The sequence below is a fragment of the Microbispora sp. NBRC 16548 genome (assembly GCF_030268985.1).
GTDB lineage: Bacteria > Actinomycetota > Actinomycetes > Streptosporangiales > Streptosporangiaceae > Microbispora > Microbispora catharanthi.
Map to the genome: position 1 here is coordinate 151,228 of NZ_BSSF01000007.1, position 18,745 is coordinate 169,972.

The following is an 18,745-nucleotide window of genomic DNA, read 5'->3' on the forward strand; positions in this document are numbered from 1 at the left end:
ATCGTTGTTGACCTTGAGCTGGAGGAGACCGGGGCGTGCGCAACGCCGGAGCGTCCGTCGACCCGCCCACGGATCCGTCCGGGGCGGAGTCCGCTCCTCCGCGTAAACACCCGGTGCGCGGCGTCGGCTCGCTGCCCCGCGGGGTCTCGGCCCTCCCCCGGGGGGTGTCGGCCGACATCTTCGCCGAACCTCCCGCTCCCGCCGCTCCGGCCGCCAAGCCGTCCGGTAACGGAAACCTCCCGCCGCCGGCTCCGCCGGTCGAGCCGTGGCGGGTCCCGGAGCGCCCGGCGCGCGATGAACCCGCCGTCGTTCCGCCGCCGGACCTCGAACTGCTGGACCCCGTTCCCCAGAGCCGTGCGCTCCGCCGTGCGCTGATCGGTCTGGCGGCGTTACTCCTGGCGCTCTATCTCGTGCCGGCCATCTCCATGGCGGGGAAGGTCCTTCCCGGCACCACGGTGCTCGGTGTGGACATCGGCGGACAGGGCAGGACCGAGGCCGTCGCCACGTTGCGCGAACGGCTGTACGCCCAGGCCAGGACGCCGATGATCGTACGGCAGGGTGCGCGGCGGCTGACCGTGGACCCGCAGCAGGCCGGTCTGATGCTCGACGCCGAGGCCACGGTCCGCGCCGCGCCGGGGGGCTTCCCCAGCCCGCCGGAGGTGTGGAGCGCGCTGACCGGCAGCCAAGAGGTGAAGCCCGTCGTGTCGGTGGACCGCCGCAAACTCGACGAGGCGGTGGCCAGGGTCGTCGCCGCGCCACTGGAGCGCCCGGGGCGCGAGGGCGACGTCACGTTCGACGGGGTCACCCCGGTCCCGACGTATCCACGGGTGGGCCGCGTCATCGACAGGAGAGCGACGGCCGACCAGATCGTCAGGGGGTATCTCGACCCGGAGGCCGTCATCGTGGTGCCCACGATGCGGGACCTGCCGCACATCACCCGTGCCGAGGTGCGGCGCGCCCTGCGCTGGGCGAGACATGCGGTGGCCGCGCCGCTCACGCTGACCAACGGGACCCTCGCCGTCAGCCTGTCGCCGGCCACGCTGGCGCGGCACCTGACGTTCGCGCCCGAAGGAGCGGTCCTGCGACCGCGTTTCGACGCCGAGGCGGCGGTCGCCGGCGTCGAGCCCGCGCTGGTCGGCTCCGCGCGGGCGGCCCGCGACGCCAGTTTCACGATCAAGGACGGCCGGCCGGTCCTGGTGCCCGGCAGGCCGGGCGACCGGGTGGACACCGACCGCCTCGCCGCCGACGTGCTGACCGCCCTCGACGGCGGCGGCCGTACGGTGGCCGTGTCGGTCGTGAACGGGCCGCCGCGGATCACCGACGACGCGGCGCAGCGGATGGGGGTCCGGGAGGAGGTCGGCCGTTTCACCACCTCCTACGCCTGCTGCCCGCAGAGCGCGGGCAACATCCGCACGGCCGCCGCGCTCCTCGACGGCCGCCTGGTGGAACCCGGGGAGACGTTCTCGTTCAACGAGGTCGTCGGCCCGCGCACCGCGGCCGCGGGCTTCGACGGCATCGGCCCCACCATGATCCACGGCCGGGCCGGCACGGAGGCTGCCGGGATGGCCCAGGTCGCGACCACCCTGATGAACGCCGTGATCCGCGCCGGGCTTCGGGTCGCCGAGCACACGCCGCCCGAGGTCCACGCCTCTCATCTGCCGGTCGGCACCGAGGCCGCCGTGTCCTTCCCCGGCCCCGACCTGCGCTGGAGGAACGACTCGCCGTACGGCGTGCTCGTCCAGGCGTCCGCCACCGGCACCTCGCTGACCGTGACGCTGTGGAGCACCAAGCGGTACGACGTGGACCTGCAGGGGCCTGTCGTCGGGCAGCAGGTCTGGCTGCCCGCCGTTACCGGTCACGGGTCCGGCTGCGTGGCGACGCAGGGACAGCCCGGTTTCACCGCCGCGGTGACGCGGGTGCTGCGGCAGGACGGCGAGGTGGTCTCCCGGCAGACCTTCCGCACCTCCTACCGCGCCCAGGCCGAGGTCGTCTGCCGCTGATCAGGAGACGCTGATCAGGAGGCGCTGATCAGGAGGGCCGCACCACCAGGATCCGGTCGTCGCCGTCCCTGGGGGATCCGCGCCCGTCCCGGTTGCTGGTGCTCACCCACAGCGTGCCGTCGGGCGCGGCGGCCACCGCGCGCAGCCTGCCGTACTCGCCCGTGTACAGCGCGGCGGGACGGCCGACGCGGCCCGAGGCGTCCACCGGCACGCGCCAGAGGCGCTCACCGCGCAGCGCCGCGGCCCACAGCGCCCCCCGGGCGTACGCGAGGCCGGACGGCGACGCCTCGGCGGTCGACCAGGTGAGCAGCGGGTCGGTGTATCCGGGCCGGCCGCCCACCCCCTCGACCTCCGGCCAGCCGTAGTTGCGGCCCTTCTCGATGAGGTTGATCTCGTCGTAGGTGTTCTGGCCGAACTCGGTGGCGTACATGTGCCCCCGGTCGTCCCAGGCCAGGCCCTGCACGTTGCGGTGCCCGTAGGTCCACACCAGGGTGCCGAAGGGGTTGCCCGGGGCGGGCCGGCCGTCCGCCGTCATGCGCAGGATCTTGCCGCCCAGCGAGCTCCTGTCCTGGGCCATGCCGCGTTCGCCGGTCTCCCCGGTCGAGGCGTACAGGTAGCCGTCCGGGCCGAAGGCGAGGCGGCCCCCGTTGTGGATGGCCCCCTTCGGGATGCCGCTGACGATCACCCGGCGGTCGGAGAGCCGCCCGTCGTAGCGGTAGCGGACGATCCGGTTGTCGTTCTGAGCGGTGAAGTAGACGAAGACGAAGTGGTCGGCCGCGTAGCGGGGCGAGACGGCCACGCCCAGCAGGCCGCCCTCGCCGCTCGCGGACACCCCCTCGATCACGCCGGCCTCGTGGACCTGGCCGTGCGGTGTGACCCGCAGCAGCCGCGCCGACTCGCGCTCGGTCACCAGCGCGTCGCCGCCGGGCAGGAACGCGATCGCCCAGGGCACCGTCAGACCGGTGACCAGTGTGCGCGGCGCGGCCGGAGTGACATTCGTCTCACCGTCGCCCGTGGCGGCGCCCGGAGTCGTGCCCCCAGTCGCACCCGCAGTGCCACCCGCAGTGCCACTCGCAGTGATGCCCGTGGCGTCGCTCGCGGCGGGCAGCGGCGGGGGAGTCCTGCCCCCGCCCTCCTCACCGGGCGCGCACGCCACAGTCGCCGTCAGAAGGGCCGCCCCCAGAAGCGCCGCGCCCACGCCGTGCCTGTTCGCCATCCCCGATGACCTCCTCACGTACCCATACTCGCTGGCGAGGGCGATGGTTCCCTAGGTTGTTCCTCGTGAAGATCTGGGTCGCATCACAGGACATCGCCGACGCACTCACGGAGCTTCCCGAAGGGCTCCCCGCCCTCGACTGCGCCGTGTACGACGGGAGGACGCCACCGCCCGGCCCGCCCGAGGAAGTGGAGATCTGGGTGCCTCCGCTGGTCCCGGTGCCGGACATCCCCGGCCTTCTGGGCCGCATGACCAGCCTCCGCCTGCTGCAGACCGTCACGGCGGGGGTCGAGCCCTACCTGCCGCACGTGCCGCCGAAGGCGGTCCTGTGCAACGCGCGGGGCGTCCACGACGCGGGCACGGCCGAGTGGGCGGTGGGCGCGATGGTCGCGATGCTGCGGGAGTTCCCCGGCTTCGCGGCCGCCCAGGCCAGACGCGAGTGGACCTACCACCACACCGGCGTCCTCGCCGACTCCACCGTGCTGATCGTCGGGTACGGCTCGATCGGCGAGGCGCTCGAACGGCGCCTGGCCGGATTCGAGGTGGACATCGTCCGGGTGGCGCGCACGGCCAGGGACAACGTCCACGGCCAGGACGAACTGCCCGCGCTGCTGCCCGCCGCGGACGTGGTCGTGCTGCTGGTGCCCGCCACGACGGGAACGGCCGGTCTCGTGGACGCCGAGTTCCTCGCCCGGATGAAGGACGGCGCGCTGCTGGTGAACGCCGCGCGCGGGTCGGTCGTGGACGCCGACGCGCTGCTGGCCGAGTTGGGGACGGGCCGGCTGCGGGCCGCGCTCGACGTCACCCCCGTCGAACCGCTGCCGTCCGATCACCCGCTCTGGACCGCGCCGGGGGTCTTCATCACCCCGCACATCGCCGGCAGCACGCCCGCGTCCGTGCGGCGTACGCGGAGGCTGGTGCGGGAACAGGTGATCCGTCATCTGACGGGCCGTCCACTCGATAACATGATCACCGGGCATTACTGACCGCTCCATTAAGGATTCCGGAACGTGGCTGCCTCGTGACCTGGGGTGCGTACGGTGGAGCTCAGCGTGCGCGGCTGGTTATCAGATCGGTGACGACTCGCTCGTTGTCCCCCTCTCGATCAGCGGCTGTGCGCACACTGGCCATGTGACAGGGAGAGTAAAGCCGAGTCGAGAACGGGAGGGGCAGTGATGACACACCCCACCGAACCCGGCGACGCTTATGCGACTCCGGCCTCCGCCGAAACCCCGGAGGACACGACGGCCGGCGGCGAAGCGGCGACAGGTGCAGAGGCGACGCGCGTGAAAGTCAGGCGTGACCCCCGGGTCCCACTCACCACCGCGGCCGGGCTCGGCGCGGTGGCGGTCGTCGTGGCCCTGGTCACCGGAGGCTCGGCGCCGGTCGTGACCGCGATCGCGGGGGTCGTCACCGGCCTGCTCGCGGCGGTCTCGCTGATCATGGCCGCCTCCCGCGTCGTCCCTGCCCACCGGCGCCAGCCCGGCGCCTGGCGGTGGATGGCCGCAGGGGCGCTGACCTGGCTCCTCGGCGTCGGCGTACGTCCCGTGGCCGACGGCACGCCGTTCGTGCTCACGTTCGCCGACCTGCTCATGCTCGTCGGATCGGTGCTGCTCGCGATCGGCTGCGGCATGTCGGTGAAACCACCCGCGTTCACGCGCGGGGTGATACGCCAGGCGGCCGACGCCTACCTGGGCGCGGCGTCGGTCTTCGCCGTGGCCTGGGTCGCCGTGCTCGGCCCGGCGTTCAGGAAGGCGGAGGACACCGGAGCGTTCTTCGTCGCGCTCGCGCTGCCCGTGGTCTGCCTGCTCGCGACGTGCGCCGTGACACCGGCCGTGGCGGCCTCCCGGTCGGGCAACCGGGTGGTCGGGCTCACCGGCGTAGGGGTGCTCACCGCGATAACGGTGGCCGAGATGGCCACGGCCCTCGCCCGTCTCGACGGCGACACCCCGCCGCTCGCGGCAGGGCTCGTCGTCCCGGCCATGCTGCTGGTCCTCGCCGTCGCCCCGTGGGTGCAGGAGGACCGGCCCGCCAGGCCGCTGCCCGCCGCGCTGACGGCCGCGACCCCGCTCGTGCTGGTCGCCGCCGCCACGCTGGTCGCCACCCTGTACGCGATCGGGAGCAGCCGTGACGCCGCCCTGGCGGTCGTGGCCGCCTCGGTCGTCCTCGTCCTGCTCGGCCGGCTGTTCGTGCTCCTGGTCGAGACCGCGGGCATGCGCCGCCTCGTCGACGTCGGCGAGCAGCAGCTGCGCAGGCTGGCCGAGAACACCGGCGACGTCGTGCTCGTGTGCGACCCCGGCGGTGTCATCCAGGAGGTGGGCCCCGGCCTCGAGACGACGTACGGCTACTGCCCCGAGGACCTCGCCTTCCGGCCGATCTTCGACTACATCCACCCCGAGGACGTGCCGGCCGTACAGGCCCTGCTCGACCGCATGACGGACGAGGACGACGACGGGCCCGAGCAGGGGGGCGGCACCCGCATCTCCTGCCGGTTCCGCGCCTCCGACGGCACCTGGCGTCCCACCGAGTCCGTCGCCGCCCGGCACGTACGCGACGACGACCTCGTCCTGGTCACGATCCGCGACCTCAGCGACCAGGTGGCCCTGCGCAACCAGGTCACCCACCTGACCTTCCACGACGGGGTCACCGGGCTGCCCAACCGGGCCTACTTCGAGGAACGCGCCCGGGACGTGCTCACCCGCCGCGGCGCCGGCGGGACCGCGGTGATCTTCCTGGACCTCGACGGCTTCACCTCCGTCAACGACTCCGTGGGCCACGCCAGCGGCGACCACCTGCTCGGCCAGGCCGCCCGCCGCCTGCGCTCGGCCGTACGGGCCGACGACACGCTCGCCCGGTGGGGCGGGGACGAGTTCGCGGTGCTGCTGGAGGGCGGCGCGTCCGGCGGCGCCGACGCGCAGACCGCCATCGACCTGGCCGAGCGGCTCGTCCGCGCGGTCTCGAACGAGCCGTTCCGGGTCGCGGACCGGGACGTCGCGCTGACGGCCAGCGTCGGTGTGGCGTTCGCCGAGGAGGACCTGCCGCCCGGAGACCTGCTGCGCAACGCCGACGTGGCGATGTCGCGGGCCAAGGAGCTCGGTGGGCGCCGGGTGGAGGTCTTCGCCACCCACATGCACGCCGACGTCCTGCGCCGCCTGGAGATCGCCTCCGACCTGCAGCGGGCGCTGCTGGAGAACCAGTTCGCGATCGAGTATCAGCCCGTAGTCGACCTGGCCACGTCGCAGGTGACCGCCGTCGAGGCGCTGGTGCGCTGGTGGCGGGGCAGCACGTTCGTGCCGCCGGAGCAGTTCCTCGGGCCCGCCGAGGACACCGGGATCATCGTGCCTCTCAGCGAGTGGATCCTGCGCGAGGCGTGCCGCGAGGTGGCGGCCTGGCGCGCGTCGTCCTGGGACATCGGGCTGGCGCTGAACCTGTCCGCACGGCAGATCATGGCCCCGCGCTTCGTGGAGACCGTGGCGGAGGCGCTGAGCGAGAGCGGGCTGCCCGCCAGCGCGCTTACCCTCGAGGTCATCGAGGAGATGCTGGTCGAGGACGCCGGGGAGATGATCAGCAGGCTGTCGGAGCTGAGGACTCTCGGCGTACGGCTCGCCATCGACGACTTCGGCACCGGCTACGCGTCGCTCGCGTTCCTGCGCCAGCTGCCGGTCGACATGATCAAGATCGACCCGTCGTTCGTCTCCGGGCTCGGCCGCGACGACACGCTGACCCTGCTGACGAAGACGATCGTGCAACTCGGCAACGACCTCGGCCTGATCGTCGTCGCCGAGGGCATCGAGCGTCCCGAGCAACTCGACCTGCTGCGCAAGATGGGCTGCACGCGCGGCCAGGGCTATCTGGTGGCCCGCCCCATGACCGCACGCGGCGTCGACTCCCTGATGCCCACCACCACCCTCCAGAACACCGCCTAGCGGTGTCTCCCGCCTCGCCCGGTGTTCCCGGGACGCTGGAGGGGCGCCGGTGACATAACCTGGGAGTCCGTTGCGGGTGTCTTGGATGGCGAGACGGGCGTCCCAGATGATTTGACGTGGAGGCGCTCCATCGGACATCGTGTAGCCATGCATAGCGGTGGGATTCTCGTAGTACTTCGCAGGCGCGCAGCCTGACGAAGCCCTCGGTCCTGCGCGCGCCCCAGCTCCGCCCAGCGGATGGGGCATTTTTTATGCCAGGAGTCACGCCAAGCAGCCCAACCAGAAGCAAGCTCAGCCACAAGGAACGAGCCGATGACCGAGAAAATGACAGGTGCCCAGGCCCTCGTGCGGGCGCTGGAGCAGGTCGGGGTCGACACGGTGTTCGGGATCCCCGGCGGGGCCATTCTCCCCGCCTACGATCCCCTCTACGACTCGACCAAGGTCCGGCACGTGCTTGTACGGCACGAGCAGGGTGCCGGCCACGCGGCCGAGGGGTACGCGCAGGCGACCGGCAGGGTCGGGGTGTGCATGGCCACCAGCGGCCCGGGAGCGACCAACCTGGTCACCCCGATCGCCGACGCCTACATGGACTCGGTGCCGATCGTGGCGATCACCGGGCAGGTGGCCTCGCCGCTGATCGGGACCGACGCCTTCCAGGAGGCCGACATCTCCGGCATCACGATGCCGATCACCAAGCACAACTTCCTGGTCACCAACGCCGAGGACATCCCGCGGACGATCGCCGAGGCGTTCCACGTCGCCGCCACCGGGCGCCCGGGGCCGGTCCTGGTGGACATCTCCAAGGACGCCCTGCAGGCCACCACCACCTTCTCCTGGCCCCCTGTCATGCAGCTGCCCGGCTACCGTCCGGTGACCCGGCCGCATTCCAAGCAGATCCGCGAGGCCGCCCGGCTGATGACCGAGGCCAAGCGGCCGGTGTTCTACGTCGGCGGCGGCGTGCACAAGGCGCAGGCCGCGGCCGAGCTGCTGGAGCTGGCCGAGCTGACCGGCATCCCGGTGGTCACCACGCTGATGGCGCGGGGCACCTTCCCCGACAGCCACCCCCAGCACATGGGCATGCCCGGCATGCACGGCAGCGTCTCGGCCGTCGGCGCGCTGCAGCGCTCGGACCTGTTGATCGCGCTCGGCACCCGCTTCGACGATCGGGTGACCGGGGAGCTGTCCAGCTTCGCGCCGAACGCGAAGGTGATCCACGCCGACATCGACCCGGCGGAGATCTCCAAGAACCGGCATGCCGATGTGCCGATCGTGGGCGACTGCCGTGAGGTGATCGGGGATCTGATCACGGCGGTGCGATCCGAGCAGGCCGACGGCCGCAAGGGCGACTACACCGAGTGGTGGCGGACCCTCAACGGCTACAAGGAGACCTACCCGCTGGGGTATGAGGAGTTCGCCGACGGGTCGCTGGCCCCGCAGTACGTGATCGAGCGGCTGAGCGCGCTGGTGGGGCCGGAGGCGATCTACACCGCGGGTGTGGGCCAGCACCAGATGTGGGCCGCGCAGTTCGTCAAGTACGAGCATCCGGGGACGTTCATCAACTCCGGTGGTGCGGGCACGATGGGCTTTTCCGTTCCGGCCGCGATGGGCGCGAAGATGGGCTGCCCGGACAAGGTCGTGTGGGCGATCGACGGCGACGGGTGCTTCCAGATGACCAACCAGGAGCTGGCGACCTGCGCGATCGAGGGTGTGCCGATCAAGGTGGCGGTCATCAACAACGGCAACCTCGGCATGGTCCGCCAGTGGCAGACCCTGTTCTACGACGAGCGGTATTCCAACACCGATCTGCAGCGGGTCAAGCGGATTCCCGACTTCGTGAAGCTGGCCGAGGCGTACGGTTGTGTCGGCCTGCGGTGTGAGCGTCCGGAGGACGTGGACGAGACGATCCGCAAGGCCATGGAGATCAACGACGTGCCGGTGGTGGTCGACTTCGTCGTGCACCAGGACGCGATGGTCTGGCCGATGGTCGCCGCAGGCACCAGCAACGACGACATCAAGTACGCCCGCGACATGGCGCCGAACTGGGAGGGTGGAGAATGAGCCCGGCCCCGGCCCGACGCGACAACGACCAGCAGTGCGAGGAGATGGCATGAGCCGCCACACGCTGTCCGTCCTGGTGGAGAACAAGCCGGGCGTGCTGGCCCGGGTCGCCGCCCTGTTCAGCCGCCGTGGGTTCAACATCGACTCGCTGGCGGTCGGGCCCACGGAGCACGACGACATCTCGCGGATGACCATCGTCGTCAACGTGGAGGACCTCCCGCTGGAGCAGGTCACCAAGCAGCTCAACAAGCTGGTCAACGTCATCAAGATCGTCGAGCTCGACAACAGCCAGTCGGTGCAGCGCGAGCTGATGTTGATCAAGGTGCGGACCGACTCAGAGAGCCGGTCGCACGTCCTCGAACTCGTGAACCTCTTCCGGGCGCGTTGCGTGGACGTGGCCCCGGACGCGGTCACGATCGAGGTCACCGGGACGACCGACAAGCTGGAGGCGTTCGTCCGGGTCCTTGAGCCGTACGGCATCAAGGAGCTCGTGCAATCGGGCATGGTGGCCATCGGCCGCGGCGCCCGTTCCATCACCGACCGCTCGCTTCGCGCCCTCGACCGCAGCGCATAGCTCCTATGGCAGGCACGTCGCGACGGACAACCCGTGAAAGGCAAGTAAGTGACTGAGATCTTCTACGACGACGACGCCGACCTGTCGATCATCCAGGGCCGCCACGTCGCGGTGCTGGGTTACGGCAGCCAGGGCCACGCGCACGCGCTGAGCCTGCGTGACTCGGGCGTGGACGTCCGGGTCGGCCTGCCCGAGGGCTCCAAGAGCCGGGAGAAGGCCGAGGCCGACGGGCTGCGCGTGCTGTCGCCGGGCGAGGCCGTCGAAGAGGCCGACCTCACGATGATCCTCGCGCCGGACCACATCCAGCGGCACCTGTACGCCGAGCACGTCGCGCCGAACCTCGTCGAGGGCGACGCGCTGTTCTTCGGCCACGGCCTCAACATCCGCTACGGCCTCATCGACGCCCCGGCGGGCGTCGACGTCGCGATGGTGGCGCCGAAGGGCCCGGGTCACCTGGTCCGCCGCCAGTACTCCGCGGGCCGCGGCGTGCCCTGCCTGGTCGCCGTCGAGCGCGACGCCACCGGCAACGCCTGGCCGCTCGTGCTGTCGTACGCCAAGGGCATCGGCGGCACCCGCGCCGGCGCGCTGAAGACGACCTTCACCGAGGAGACCGAGACCGACCTGTTCGGCGAGCAGGCCGTGCTGTGCGGCGGCGTCTCCGAGCTGATCAAGGCCGGGTTCGAGACGCTGATCGAGGCCGGCTACCAGCCGGAGGTCGCCTACTTCGAGTGCCTCCACGAGATGAAGCTGATCGTGGACCTGATGTACGAGGGCGGCATCTCCAAGATGTACTGGTCGGTGTCCGACACCGCCGAGTACGGCGGCTACACCCGCGGCCCGCGCGTGGTCAACGAGGAGACCAAGAAGGAGATGCGCCGCATCCTGGACGAGATCCAGGACGGCCGCTTCGCCCGCGAGCTGGTCGAGGAGTTCGACTCCGGCCAGACCAACTTCAAGCGCTACCGCGAGGAGCTGGCGGGCCACTCCATCGAGCAGACCGGCGGCAAGCTCCGCCCGATGATGAGCTGGCTCAAGGGCGAGCAGGCCTGAGGCTCGCGAACGCTCGCGTGACCGCGGCGCCGCGCCCCGCCGACGAGGTGGGGAGCGGCGCCGCGTCGCGTTTCACGGACTCCGTGTCGCCGGTCGGCTACCGGGGTCCGGACGGTATCAGCACCGGGCGGGCTTGAGCCAGGAGCACTCGAGGTCACCGGCCGACTGCCGCGAGGACGACGGGGCGGTCTCCTGCGGCGACGATCCGGGAGTCACGCTGCGCGCGGCCGCCGCCTCGTCCAGCGTCTCGTCCACTGGGGCCTTCCTGCTGAACTGGGCCAGCCTGACGGCGATCCGGTCCTCCAGGTCCCGCGGCGGGCCGGACAGGTAGCCGTTGCTGATGACCGAGAAGACCAGCGGCTCACCGTCGGCGCTGGTGACGTAGCCCGACAGCGCGGTCACGCCGGTCAGCGATCCGGTCTTGGCGTGCACGTTCCCGGCCGCCGCCGTGCCGCCCATCCTGCTGCGCAGCGTGCCGCCGACCATCCGATCCGCCTGTCCCGCGATCGGCAGGGCGGCGTACCAGGTGGGGAACCAGGGCTTGCCGCGCACCGCCGCGAGCAGGGCCGTGATTCCGGCGGGCGTCAGGGCGTCCACCCTGGACAGGCCGGAGCCGTCCCGCAGCCGCAGCGTCTTCACGCCGTTCGCCTGTGCGAACGCGGTCGTCACGGCGAGTCCGGCCGCCCACGTCCCCGCGCCGGAGACCTTGCGTCCCATCGTCTTGGTGAGGATCTCCGCGTGCATGTTGTTGCTCAGCTTCAGGAACGGTACGAGCAGGTCGCCGAGGGGCATCGACCGGCGTGAGGCGACCGTGGCCGCCTTGGCCGGGGCGGTCCCGCGTACGGTCGGCCCGAGCACCTTCACGCCGTGCCGGGTCAGCCCCTCCCGGAACAGGGAGGCCGCGTAGAGAGCGGGGTCCCACACCGCGACCCACTCGTCGTACGGCTCGGCGACCGTGCCGCTGACCACGACGGTGTTGGTGCCGTGCTGCCGCTCGACGAGCACGTCGGTCTCGTCGCCGGTGACGGCCCTGTTCACGATCTTCACGTAGCCGGTCGCCGGCGTGGTGGACACCTTGGCGGCCTTGCCGGGGCCGTCTCCGGGGGCCACCGAGACGATCACCGAGCCCGCGTCGTAGTCCGTGTCGGGCGCCGCGGTCAGCGCGGAGATCTGCCCGGCGTAGTAGTACGGCTCGTCGTCCCAGGCCCAGTCGGTGCCGAGCCGTACGTCGTCGAACCAGGTGTCGTCGGCGACCAGCCGTCCCGTGACGACCTTGACCCCGGCCGCCGCGACCTTGGCGGCGAGCGCGTCGTAGTCGGCGGCGAGCATGGTGGGGTCGCCCGTGCCCCGCAGCGTGAGGTCCCCGACGACCGTGCGGCCCACCGTGGACGCGGCGAGCACGTCGGTCGTGAACCGGAAGTCCGTGCCGAGCGTGTCGAGGGCGGCGGCCGAGGTGAGCAGCTTGGTGTTGGAGGCGGGGGCGAACAGCTTGTCCGCGTCGAGGGAGTAGAGGTCCTCGCCGGTGGCCGCGGCGCGCACGGCGACGCCCGCCCGCGCGGGGTCCAGCCGGGAGTCGGCGAGGATCTGGTCGAGGTCGTGGGTCAGGTCCGCGACGCCGGGGGCCGGGTCCCGCGCCCCGGCGGGGACGCCGGAGCCCGCGATCCCGGTGGCCAGGACGGCACCGGCCAGCATGATCGTGATACGTCGTGACAACCGCACAGTCCGCTCCCGGGTGAGTGGCTTTCCGCGATCGTCGGTGAGCGGCGCCGGGGCGGCAATACGGAAATGTACGTATAGCGATCAGGCCGGCATCGAGACCAGGAACACGCAGTCGCCGAAGGCCACCTCGTCGCCGGCGCGCACGGACGCGGGGCCGACCAGGCGCCAGCCGTTCAGCCGGGTGCCGTTCATCGAGCCGAGGTCGACGAGCAGCCAGGAGTCGTGCTCCCGTCGCAACTCGGCGTGCACCCGCGAGACGGTCAGGTCGGCGAGGACGAGATCGCAGGAGGAGCCGCGGCCGACCAGGTAGCGGGCCCGGCCGTCGGCGGGCAGGGCGAGCCGGGGCAGCCGGGGACGCCGCCAGGCGGACTCGATCCGGTTGCTCAGCTCCGACACGGAGGCGACGGCGTCGGTGATCCTTCTGCGCCAGCGCCCGCGGTGCGGGAGGTCTGCGACCAGCTCGTCCAGCTCGTTGCGGTTGCGAGCACGAAGCGCCAGGTCCACCCGGCCGACGAAGGTCTCCATGGACAGGCGTCCTTCGGCGGCCCGGTCGCGGAGCTCGCTGAGCGCGCGCTCGCGGTCCCCGTCCGAGGCGCGAACCGGGGGAGAGCTCATGATTGGAGTATCCGCCGCAGTGGTCCGAGGTGTCCAGAAGACCGCCGTATTCGCCGCCGATCCCGGGGAGGGAGCGGGGCCGCCGGGCGTGGCGTCCCCGCTCCCGCGCCGGGCCGGCGCGCGTCTCTACTGCCGGCCGAAGTCCTGGGTCCAGTACGGGCCGCCGGCGGCGACGTACCCGACCCCGATGTCGGTGTAGTTGCAGTTGAGGATGTTCTGCCGGTGTCCGGGGCTGTTCATCCAGCCCTGGACCACCGCCTGCGCGGTGCCGTAGCCCTTGGCGATGTTCTCCGCCGCCGCACGCCAGGTGTATCCGGTGGCCGTGATGCGGTCGGAGAAGGAGCGGCCGTCCTTCGAGGTGTGGTCGAAGTAGTTCTTGGCGGACATGTCGGCCGAGTGGGCGTACGCGGCGGAGCGCAGGCGCGCGTCGTGCTTCAGCGGGCCGCAGCCCGCCTTCGCCCGCTCGACGTTGGTGAGGCGCACGACCTCGTTCTCGATGGCGGTGCCCACGGCCGAGCCACTCGTGGGAGAGGCGCTGGGAGCGGTGGAGGCGGGGGCGCTCGCGGAGGGACTCGCGGCCGTGCTCGGGACAGTGCTCGGGACCGCGGAGGGGCTGGTGGTGGGGACGGCGGTGGGGCTTGGGGAAGAGGTGGCCGTGGGAACCGGGGTGGGGACGTCACAGTCGAGGCGCACCGGCCTCGACCGCGACACGTGGCCGCGGTAGTCGGTGACGACGCTGTAGTACGCACCGTCCGCGCAGGTCAGCGCGACGACGACGCGCGCGTTCCTGACCACCTTGGAGCCGCTCTTGACCACGCGGTCGGGGCCCGGCCTGTTGTTCACGATCCGGACCCGGAAACGGGCGTTGTCGATGCAACCGGCCCGCGAGCCCGCCGCGCGGATCTTGCCGTCCACGCTGACGTAGGGCTTCGCGGCGGCGACCCGGCAGCCCGCGTGCTGGGCCTCGGCCTGAGCGGGGCCGGCCGCCATGCCGACGGCCGCGACGCTCCCGAGGCACAGGACCGCTCCGAGCGCTCTGTTCACGATCATTCCTCCAGTGGGGGTTAGACGCTGGGGAAGTCGTCATTATGGTCGGCTACAGACCGACATGTGGGGATAAATCGGTCCAATCCCTAAAGTATCTACCTTCTCTTAAACTTCCCTTATCCTGCATACGGCGTGAAATGTCCGATAATTCGCAGGTCAGCGGCATGATCAGCGAGGGGATCGCCTTGAGAGGCGCTTAAGGTCGCGGTCGGCCTCCCGCGCCACGCGTTCCAGCTCCTCGCGGTAGCTCTCCCACCACGACAGATCGCCGGCCGTCACGACGTCGTCGCCGTCCCGGTACCCAGTGCCGCCGTCGATCGACTCGCGCACGATGTCGGCGTGGCCGGCGTGCCGGTGGGTTTCGGCGATCATGTGGACGAGCACGCGGTGCAGGGTCGCCTGCCGGTGCTCCTCGGGCCACCACACGATGTGGGCGGCCGACTCCAGCGGCAGCGCCGCGATCGTGGCGTCCGCGTGTCCCCAGGCGCGCCGGTACACCCCGGTGACGTACTCCCTGGACTCCTCGGCGGTGGCCCACATGTCCGTGTTCCTGGCGAAGGCGGCGGGCCCGAGATCGGGACGGAACCAGGGCACGGGCTCGTCGAAGTGACGGCCGAACACGAACCCCAGATACAGCAGCTCGACGCCGGCCAGATGCTTGACCAGCCCCAGCAGGTTGGTGCCCGTCGGCGTCAACGGGCGGCGGACGTCGTATTCCGAGAGCCCGTCCAGCTTCCACAGCAGGGCGTCGCGGGCATCCTGCAGACAGCGGCGCAGGTCGGCCTTCAGATCCGCCTCGGTGATCATGGCGTGTCTCCTGTTCGGGAGGAACGGTCGGGAGCCGGTCGTGCTCCCCGGGAGGGAAGACTCCCGATGTGAGGCAGAATCGTCGCTCGTGGGCGAGGTTTTTTCCCCGACGGCAGCGGACGGCGACCTGGCGCGGGCGCGAGACGGGGACGAGGCCGCGTTCACCAGGCTGGTCCGGCCGCTGCGCCCGGAGCTGCACGCCCACTGCTACCGCATGCTCGGCTCGGTCCACGACGCCGACGACGCCCTCCAGGACGCCCTGCTGCGGGCCTGGCGGGGCCTCGCCCGCTTCGAGGGCCGCTCCTCGCTGCGCTCGTGGCTGTACGCCGTGACCACCCACGCCTGCCTCGACCTCGCGGAGAGCCGGGGCAGGCGGGCGCTGCCCATGGACCTGGGCCCGTCGAGCGAGCGCGCGGTCGTGGACGGGCAGGTTCCGCTCGGCGACGTCGCCTGGCTGGGCCCCTATCCCGACGCCGGCCTCACGGACGGCCCGGCGGGGCGCTACAAACGGCGCGAGGCCGTGGAGCTCGCCTTCGTCGCCGCCCTGCAGCACCTGCCCGGCAACCAGCGTGCGGCGCTGCTCCTCTTCGAGGTGCTCGGCTTCTCCGCCGCCGAGATCGCCGCGATGATGAAGACCTCGGCCGCCTCCGTGAACTCGGCTCTGGCGCGGGCCCGCAGGATCCTCGCGGAGAAGGCGCCCTCCCTCGACCGGCAGCGGGCGCCGCGCGTCATCGGCGACCCCCGGGTGCGGGAGATCGCCGTCGGATTCGCGTCCGCCCTCGAACGCGGGGACGCCGACGCCCTGATCGCGCTGCTCACCGACGACGTCACCTGGTCGATGCCCCCGCTGCCGCACTGGTATCGCGGCATCGCGGCGGTCGCCGACTTCGCGGTGCGAGTGCCGCTCACCCGCTGCCCGAGCTGGCGGTCTGTCCTGACCGGCGCGAACGGCCAGCCGGCCGTGGCCTTCTACGTCGGCGAGGGCGCCGCCCGCCCGCACATCGCCTGGTCGATCACCGTGCTGACCCTGCGGGTCGAGCGCATCTGCGAGATCACCTCATTCCTCGGCGCGGAGCACTTCGCCGGGTTCGGGCTGCCCGCCGTCCTGCCCGTCGCTCCCGGGGACGGCGGCCGCTGAGGCCGTGCTCCCGGCCCCGCCGGCGACGGCGGCGAGGCGGTCGGCGGTCAGCTTGTATTTGAGGGTCATCAGCACGCCCGCGAACGTGATCAGGGCGGGCACCACGGTCACGCCGATGATCACGGCGACGTGGGCGCTGTCCGGCTGGGTCACCGGATGCTCGGGATCGGAGGAGACGAAGCCTCCCGCGCCCAGCACCCATCCGTACGCGGTCGCCCCGAGCGCCGCCACCGCGTTCTCCACCGCGGTCCACAGGCCCGTGAAGATTCCGCCCCTGCGCTCGCCGCTCACCGCTCCGTCGTACGCGATGACGTCGGCGAGCATGGAGAACTGCAGCAGTTGCAGGCCCGCGTAGCCGACGCCGACGATCATCACGCACAGGTGCGCGTACAGCTCGCCGAGCGCGGGCGTCGCGAGGATCAGCAGCGCGCCGGTCGTGAACAGCGCGCCGGACAGGATCATCGCGCCGCGCTTGTCGAGCTTGCGGGCCAGCCACACCCACAAGGGCATCGTGACCAGCATCGGCCCCACGAGCGCCGCGAAGAGCGTGGTGGTGGCGGAGGTGTCGTCGAGCGCGTATGCGGCGAAGTAGGGCGCACCGGCGAGCATCACGCCGGCCCCGAGCGTCTGCGCGGAGCTGAGCCCGAGCAGCCACAGGAACTGCTTGCTCGTGCGGGCGGCGGCAAGCTGTTCCCGCAGCGTCCCCTCGGACCTCTGCGGCCCGGTGAAGGGCGCGCGGGCGGTGCCGAAGAACGAGCCCAGCATCGCGACGAGCAGGATCACGCCGAAGGCGACGCCCATGGTGCGGTATCCGTCGGCCGTATCGCCGGCGATCATCGGGGCGAGGATGCCGCTCATCGCGATCCCGATCGCGATGAGGACCATGCGCCACTGAAGCAGCGAGGTCCGCTCGTGGTAGTCCGTGGTCATCTCCGCGGGCATCGCCTTGTACGGCACCTCGTAGAGGGCGTATCCGGTTGCGGCGGCCAGGAAGGTGACCCCCACGTACAGGGCGGCGGGTACGCCGGTGAGCGGCGGTCCGGCGAACATGAGGCCGAACGACACCGGCAGCACGAGGGCCCCGGCGAGCAGCCAGGGCCGGCGTGGTCCCCAGCGTGAGACCGTGCGGTCCGACCAGCGGCCGACCAGAGTGTTGGCGACCAGATCCCAGGCCTTGGGCAGGAAGAGCACGACGCCCGCGAACGCGGCCGGCACCGCGAGCACGTTCGTCATGTAGAAGAGCAGCAGCAGCCCGGGGATCGTGGAGAAGTTGGCCGTGCAGAACGAGCCGACGGCGTACCCGAGGCGAACCCCGAGGGAGACCTTCGACGGGGAGGGCGTCGCCGCCGTGGAAACCATGGCGACATTCAAGCCGAGCAAGCGACCGTTCGGAAGGACTCTCCGGCAACGGTTCGGCGGCTGCCCGGTGTCTTGTCGATCTCCGTCTCGCCGATCTCCGCCGGACGGTGCCGGCGGAGATCGGCGACGGGGTTCCTGCTCAGTCGCGCACGTCGGGGCAGACGACGTGCGCGCCGATCTCGATCAGGCGGCGTTCGGTGTGCGCGTCGGCGACCCGGGCCATGAGCACCGGGGCCTCGCTGGCCGCCAGCTGCGGCAGCCGGGCGCGCACCCGCCGGTGCAGTTCCTTCACGATGTCGTCGGCGGCGAGGATGTGCACCTTGACGTGCAGCATGATCCCCCACAACCCGGCTGCCGTGCGCGCCTCGGAGATCCAGACGTGGTGGACGTAGGGATACTCCGGCAGCAGTTCGGCGACCGCCACCCGCAGCGCCGGCAGGATCGGATGGCGCGTCCTGCGGTAGCCGGGGTCCACGACCTGCATGGCCCCCGACAGGTGCTGGCGGGGGGCGGGGATCCACTGCGACGGAAGTGGGGAGGGCGCCGCCGCGACCGGGGCGGGCACGGGCGGGGCCGGCGCGGGCGGCGGGGGAGCCTGCCGCGTGGCCTGCGCGCGGGTCACGGTCGCCATCGCGCCCGTGGCGTACGCGGTCGGGGCGGCCGAGCCCAGGGCCGACAGTGCGGGAGCGGGACCGGTGCGGGTCTCCTCCAGGTAGCGCCGGAGGTCGTCGATCGGCACGGCGGCGGCAGCGGGGCCGGCCGCGTCGATCACGATCTCGCGTACGCCTGTGACGCGCTGGATGTCGAGCATGGTGTCGGCGTCGCACGCCGACAGCGAGTGGCTGCCACGGTGCCGGGCGTAGGTCGCCGGTCCCGTGTAGCCCAGCAGAACGCGTTCGCCGTTCTGCGTCGTGCCGAGCACCACGGAGCGGTCGGGGCGGACCGCCACCAGGATGCCCCACTCCGCGAGAGCCGCCAGGAGTTGCCGGGGGCTGCCATGCCGCGCGAGAACGTCGCCCAGGGAGGGGTTCCCGATGCTCATAGCCTGAACGATAGGGACTGGACCATGGCGAATCAGGCTAATCCCCAGATTAGGTGCGATCAATACCGAGATGGGTGGCAGTCCGTATGGATCAGGCGTAGACGGGGTACATCGACCGGCTGTGCCGGTATGCGAGCGAGTCTCATGAACCCCGCCGGTCCCACAGGAACCTTCCGGACGACCGGGCCGCGGGG

Annotated in this window: 14 protein-coding genes; 7 read left to right on the top strand and 7 right to left on the bottom strand. The window is 71.7% G+C overall.

Annotation, left to right across the window (positions count from 1 at the left end):
• Positions 1 to 35: 35 nt before the first annotated feature.
• Positions 36 to 2,000 (top strand): VanW family protein, encoded by a 1,965-nt coding sequence (locus QSK36_RS20875; protein WP_285783580.1) that lies wholly within the window; start codon positions 36 to 38, stop codon positions 1,998 to 2,000.
• A 28-nt stretch (positions 2,001 to 2,028) separates the two neighbouring features.
• Here the strand turns inward: QSK36_RS20875 and QSK36_RS20880 are convergent, their stop codons facing one another.
• On the bottom strand, positions 2,029 to 3,216 hold the full coding sequence (locus QSK36_RS20880) for a PQQ-dependent sugar dehydrogenase (RefSeq protein WP_285783581.1): 1,188 nt from the start codon (positions 3,214 to 3,216) through the stop codon (positions 2,029 to 2,031).
• Between the two features lie 65 nt (positions 3,217 to 3,281).
• On the opposite strand from QSK36_RS20880, the gene QSK36_RS20885 reads away from it, so the two are divergent.
• The 5 genes from QSK36_RS20885 to ilvC all read left to right on the top strand — a co-directional run bounded on the left by QSK36_RS20885 (position 3,282) and on the right by ilvC (position 10,824).
• Complete coding sequence (locus tag QSK36_RS20885; protein WP_285783582.1) at positions 3,282 to 4,202, top strand: 2-hydroxyacid dehydrogenase; 921 nt, start codon at positions 3,282 to 3,284, stop codon at positions 4,200 to 4,202.
• Positions 4,203 to 4,502: 300 nt separating this feature from the next.
• Positions 4,503 to 7,142, top strand: a complete 2,640-nt coding sequence (locus QSK36_RS20890) for a putative bifunctional diguanylate cyclase/phosphodiesterase (protein ID WP_285783583.1) — start codon at positions 4,503 to 4,505, stop codon at positions 7,140 to 7,142.
• A 237-nt stretch (positions 7,143 to 7,379) separates the two neighbouring features.
• Positions 7,380 to 9,200, top strand: coding sequence for an acetolactate synthase large subunit (locus tag QSK36_RS20895; protein WP_183540557.1), 1,821 nt, complete (start codon positions 7,380 to 7,382; stop codon positions 9,198 to 9,200).
• 49 nt (positions 9,201 to 9,249) lie between these two features.
• The gene (gene ilvN / locus QSK36_RS20900) at positions 9,250 to 9,774 is read left to right on the top strand and encodes an acetolactate synthase small subunit (protein WP_030506098.1); all 525 of its coding nucleotides are present in this window, start codon (positions 9,250 to 9,252) and stop codon (positions 9,772 to 9,774) included.
• Between the two features lie 57 nt (positions 9,775 to 9,831).
• Entirely contained in the window at positions 9,832 to 10,824 is a 993-nt protein-coding gene (ilvC, locus tag QSK36_RS20905) for a ketol-acid reductoisomerase (protein ID WP_182899749.1), read from the top strand.
• 117 nt (positions 10,825 to 10,941) lie between these two features.
• On the opposite strand, the gene dacB is transcribed toward ilvC, so the two are convergent.
• From dacB to QSK36_RS20925, 4 genes are all read right to left on the bottom strand, one after another.
• Positions 10,942 to 12,543 (bottom strand): D-alanyl-D-alanine carboxypeptidase/D-alanyl-D-alanine endopeptidase, encoded by a 1,602-nt coding sequence (gene dacB / locus QSK36_RS20910; protein ID WP_285783584.1) that lies wholly within the window; start codon positions 12,541 to 12,543, stop codon positions 10,942 to 10,944.
• An 81-nt stretch (positions 12,544 to 12,624) separates the two neighbouring features.
• Positions 12,625 to 13,158, bottom strand: coding sequence for an FHA domain-containing protein (locus QSK36_RS20915; RefSeq protein ID WP_142562188.1), 534 nt, complete (start codon positions 13,156 to 13,158; stop codon positions 12,625 to 12,627).
• Between the two features lie 126 nt (positions 13,159 to 13,284).
• Positions 13,285 to 14,202, bottom strand: a complete 918-nt coding sequence (locus tag QSK36_RS20920; protein ID WP_285783585.1) for a CAP domain-containing protein — start codon at positions 14,200 to 14,202, stop codon at positions 13,285 to 13,287.
• 171 nt (positions 14,203 to 14,373) lie between these two features.
• On the bottom strand, positions 14,374 to 15,012 hold the full coding sequence (locus QSK36_RS20925; RefSeq protein ID WP_285783586.1) for a DinB family protein: 639 nt from the start codon (positions 15,010 to 15,012) through the stop codon (positions 14,374 to 14,376).
• Positions 15,013 to 15,100: 88 nt separating this feature from the next.
• Between QSK36_RS20925 and QSK36_RS20930 the strand changes: the two genes are divergently transcribed.
• A complete protein-coding gene (locus tag QSK36_RS20930; RefSeq protein WP_285783587.1) occupies positions 15,101 to 16,150 on the top strand; it encodes a sigma-70 family RNA polymerase sigma factor in 1,050 nt (349 codons plus the stop codon).
• On the opposite strand, the gene QSK36_RS20935 is transcribed toward QSK36_RS20930, so the two are convergent.
• Positions 16,070 to 17,509, bottom strand: coding sequence for an MFS transporter (locus tag QSK36_RS20935; RefSeq protein WP_285783588.1), 1,440 nt, complete (start codon positions 17,507 to 17,509; stop codon positions 16,070 to 16,072). The two genes, QSK36_RS20930 and QSK36_RS20935, sit on opposite strands and share 81 nt — an antisense overlap.
• 139 nt (positions 17,510 to 17,648) lie before the next feature.
• Entirely contained in the window at positions 17,649 to 18,551 is a 903-nt protein-coding gene (locus QSK36_RS20940) for a hypothetical protein (protein WP_183540553.1), read from the bottom strand.
• Between the last annotated feature and the right edge of the window lie 194 nt (positions 18,552 to 18,745).

Coding starts and splice junctions, on each gene's coding strand:
- QSK36_RS20880 (WP_285783581.1), bottom strand. CDS start 3,216: ATGGCGAACAGGCACGGCGTGGGCGCGGCGCTTCTGGGGGCGGCCCTT.
- QSK36_RS20895 (WP_183540557.1), top strand. CDS start 7,380: ATGGGGCATTTTTTATGCCAGGAGTCACGCCAAGCAGCCCAACCAGAA.
- ilvN (WP_030506098.1), top strand. CDS start 9,250: ATGAGCCGCCACACGCTGTCCGTCCTGGTGGAGAACAAGCCGGGCGTG.
- QSK36_RS20915 (WP_142562188.1), bottom strand. CDS start 13,158: ATGAGCTCTCCCCCGGTTCGCGCCTCGGACGGGGACCGCGAGCGCGCG.
- QSK36_RS20925 (WP_285783586.1), bottom strand. CDS start 15,012: ATGATCACCGAGGCGGATCTGAAGGCCGACCTGCGCCGCTGTCTGCAG.
- QSK36_RS20935 (WP_285783588.1), bottom strand. CDS start 17,509: ATGGTTTCCACGGCGGCGACGCCCTCCCCGTCGAAGGTCTCCCTCGGG.
- QSK36_RS20940 (WP_183540553.1), bottom strand. CDS start 18,551: ATGAGCATCGGGAACCCCTCCCTGGGCGACGTTCTCGCGCGGCATGGC.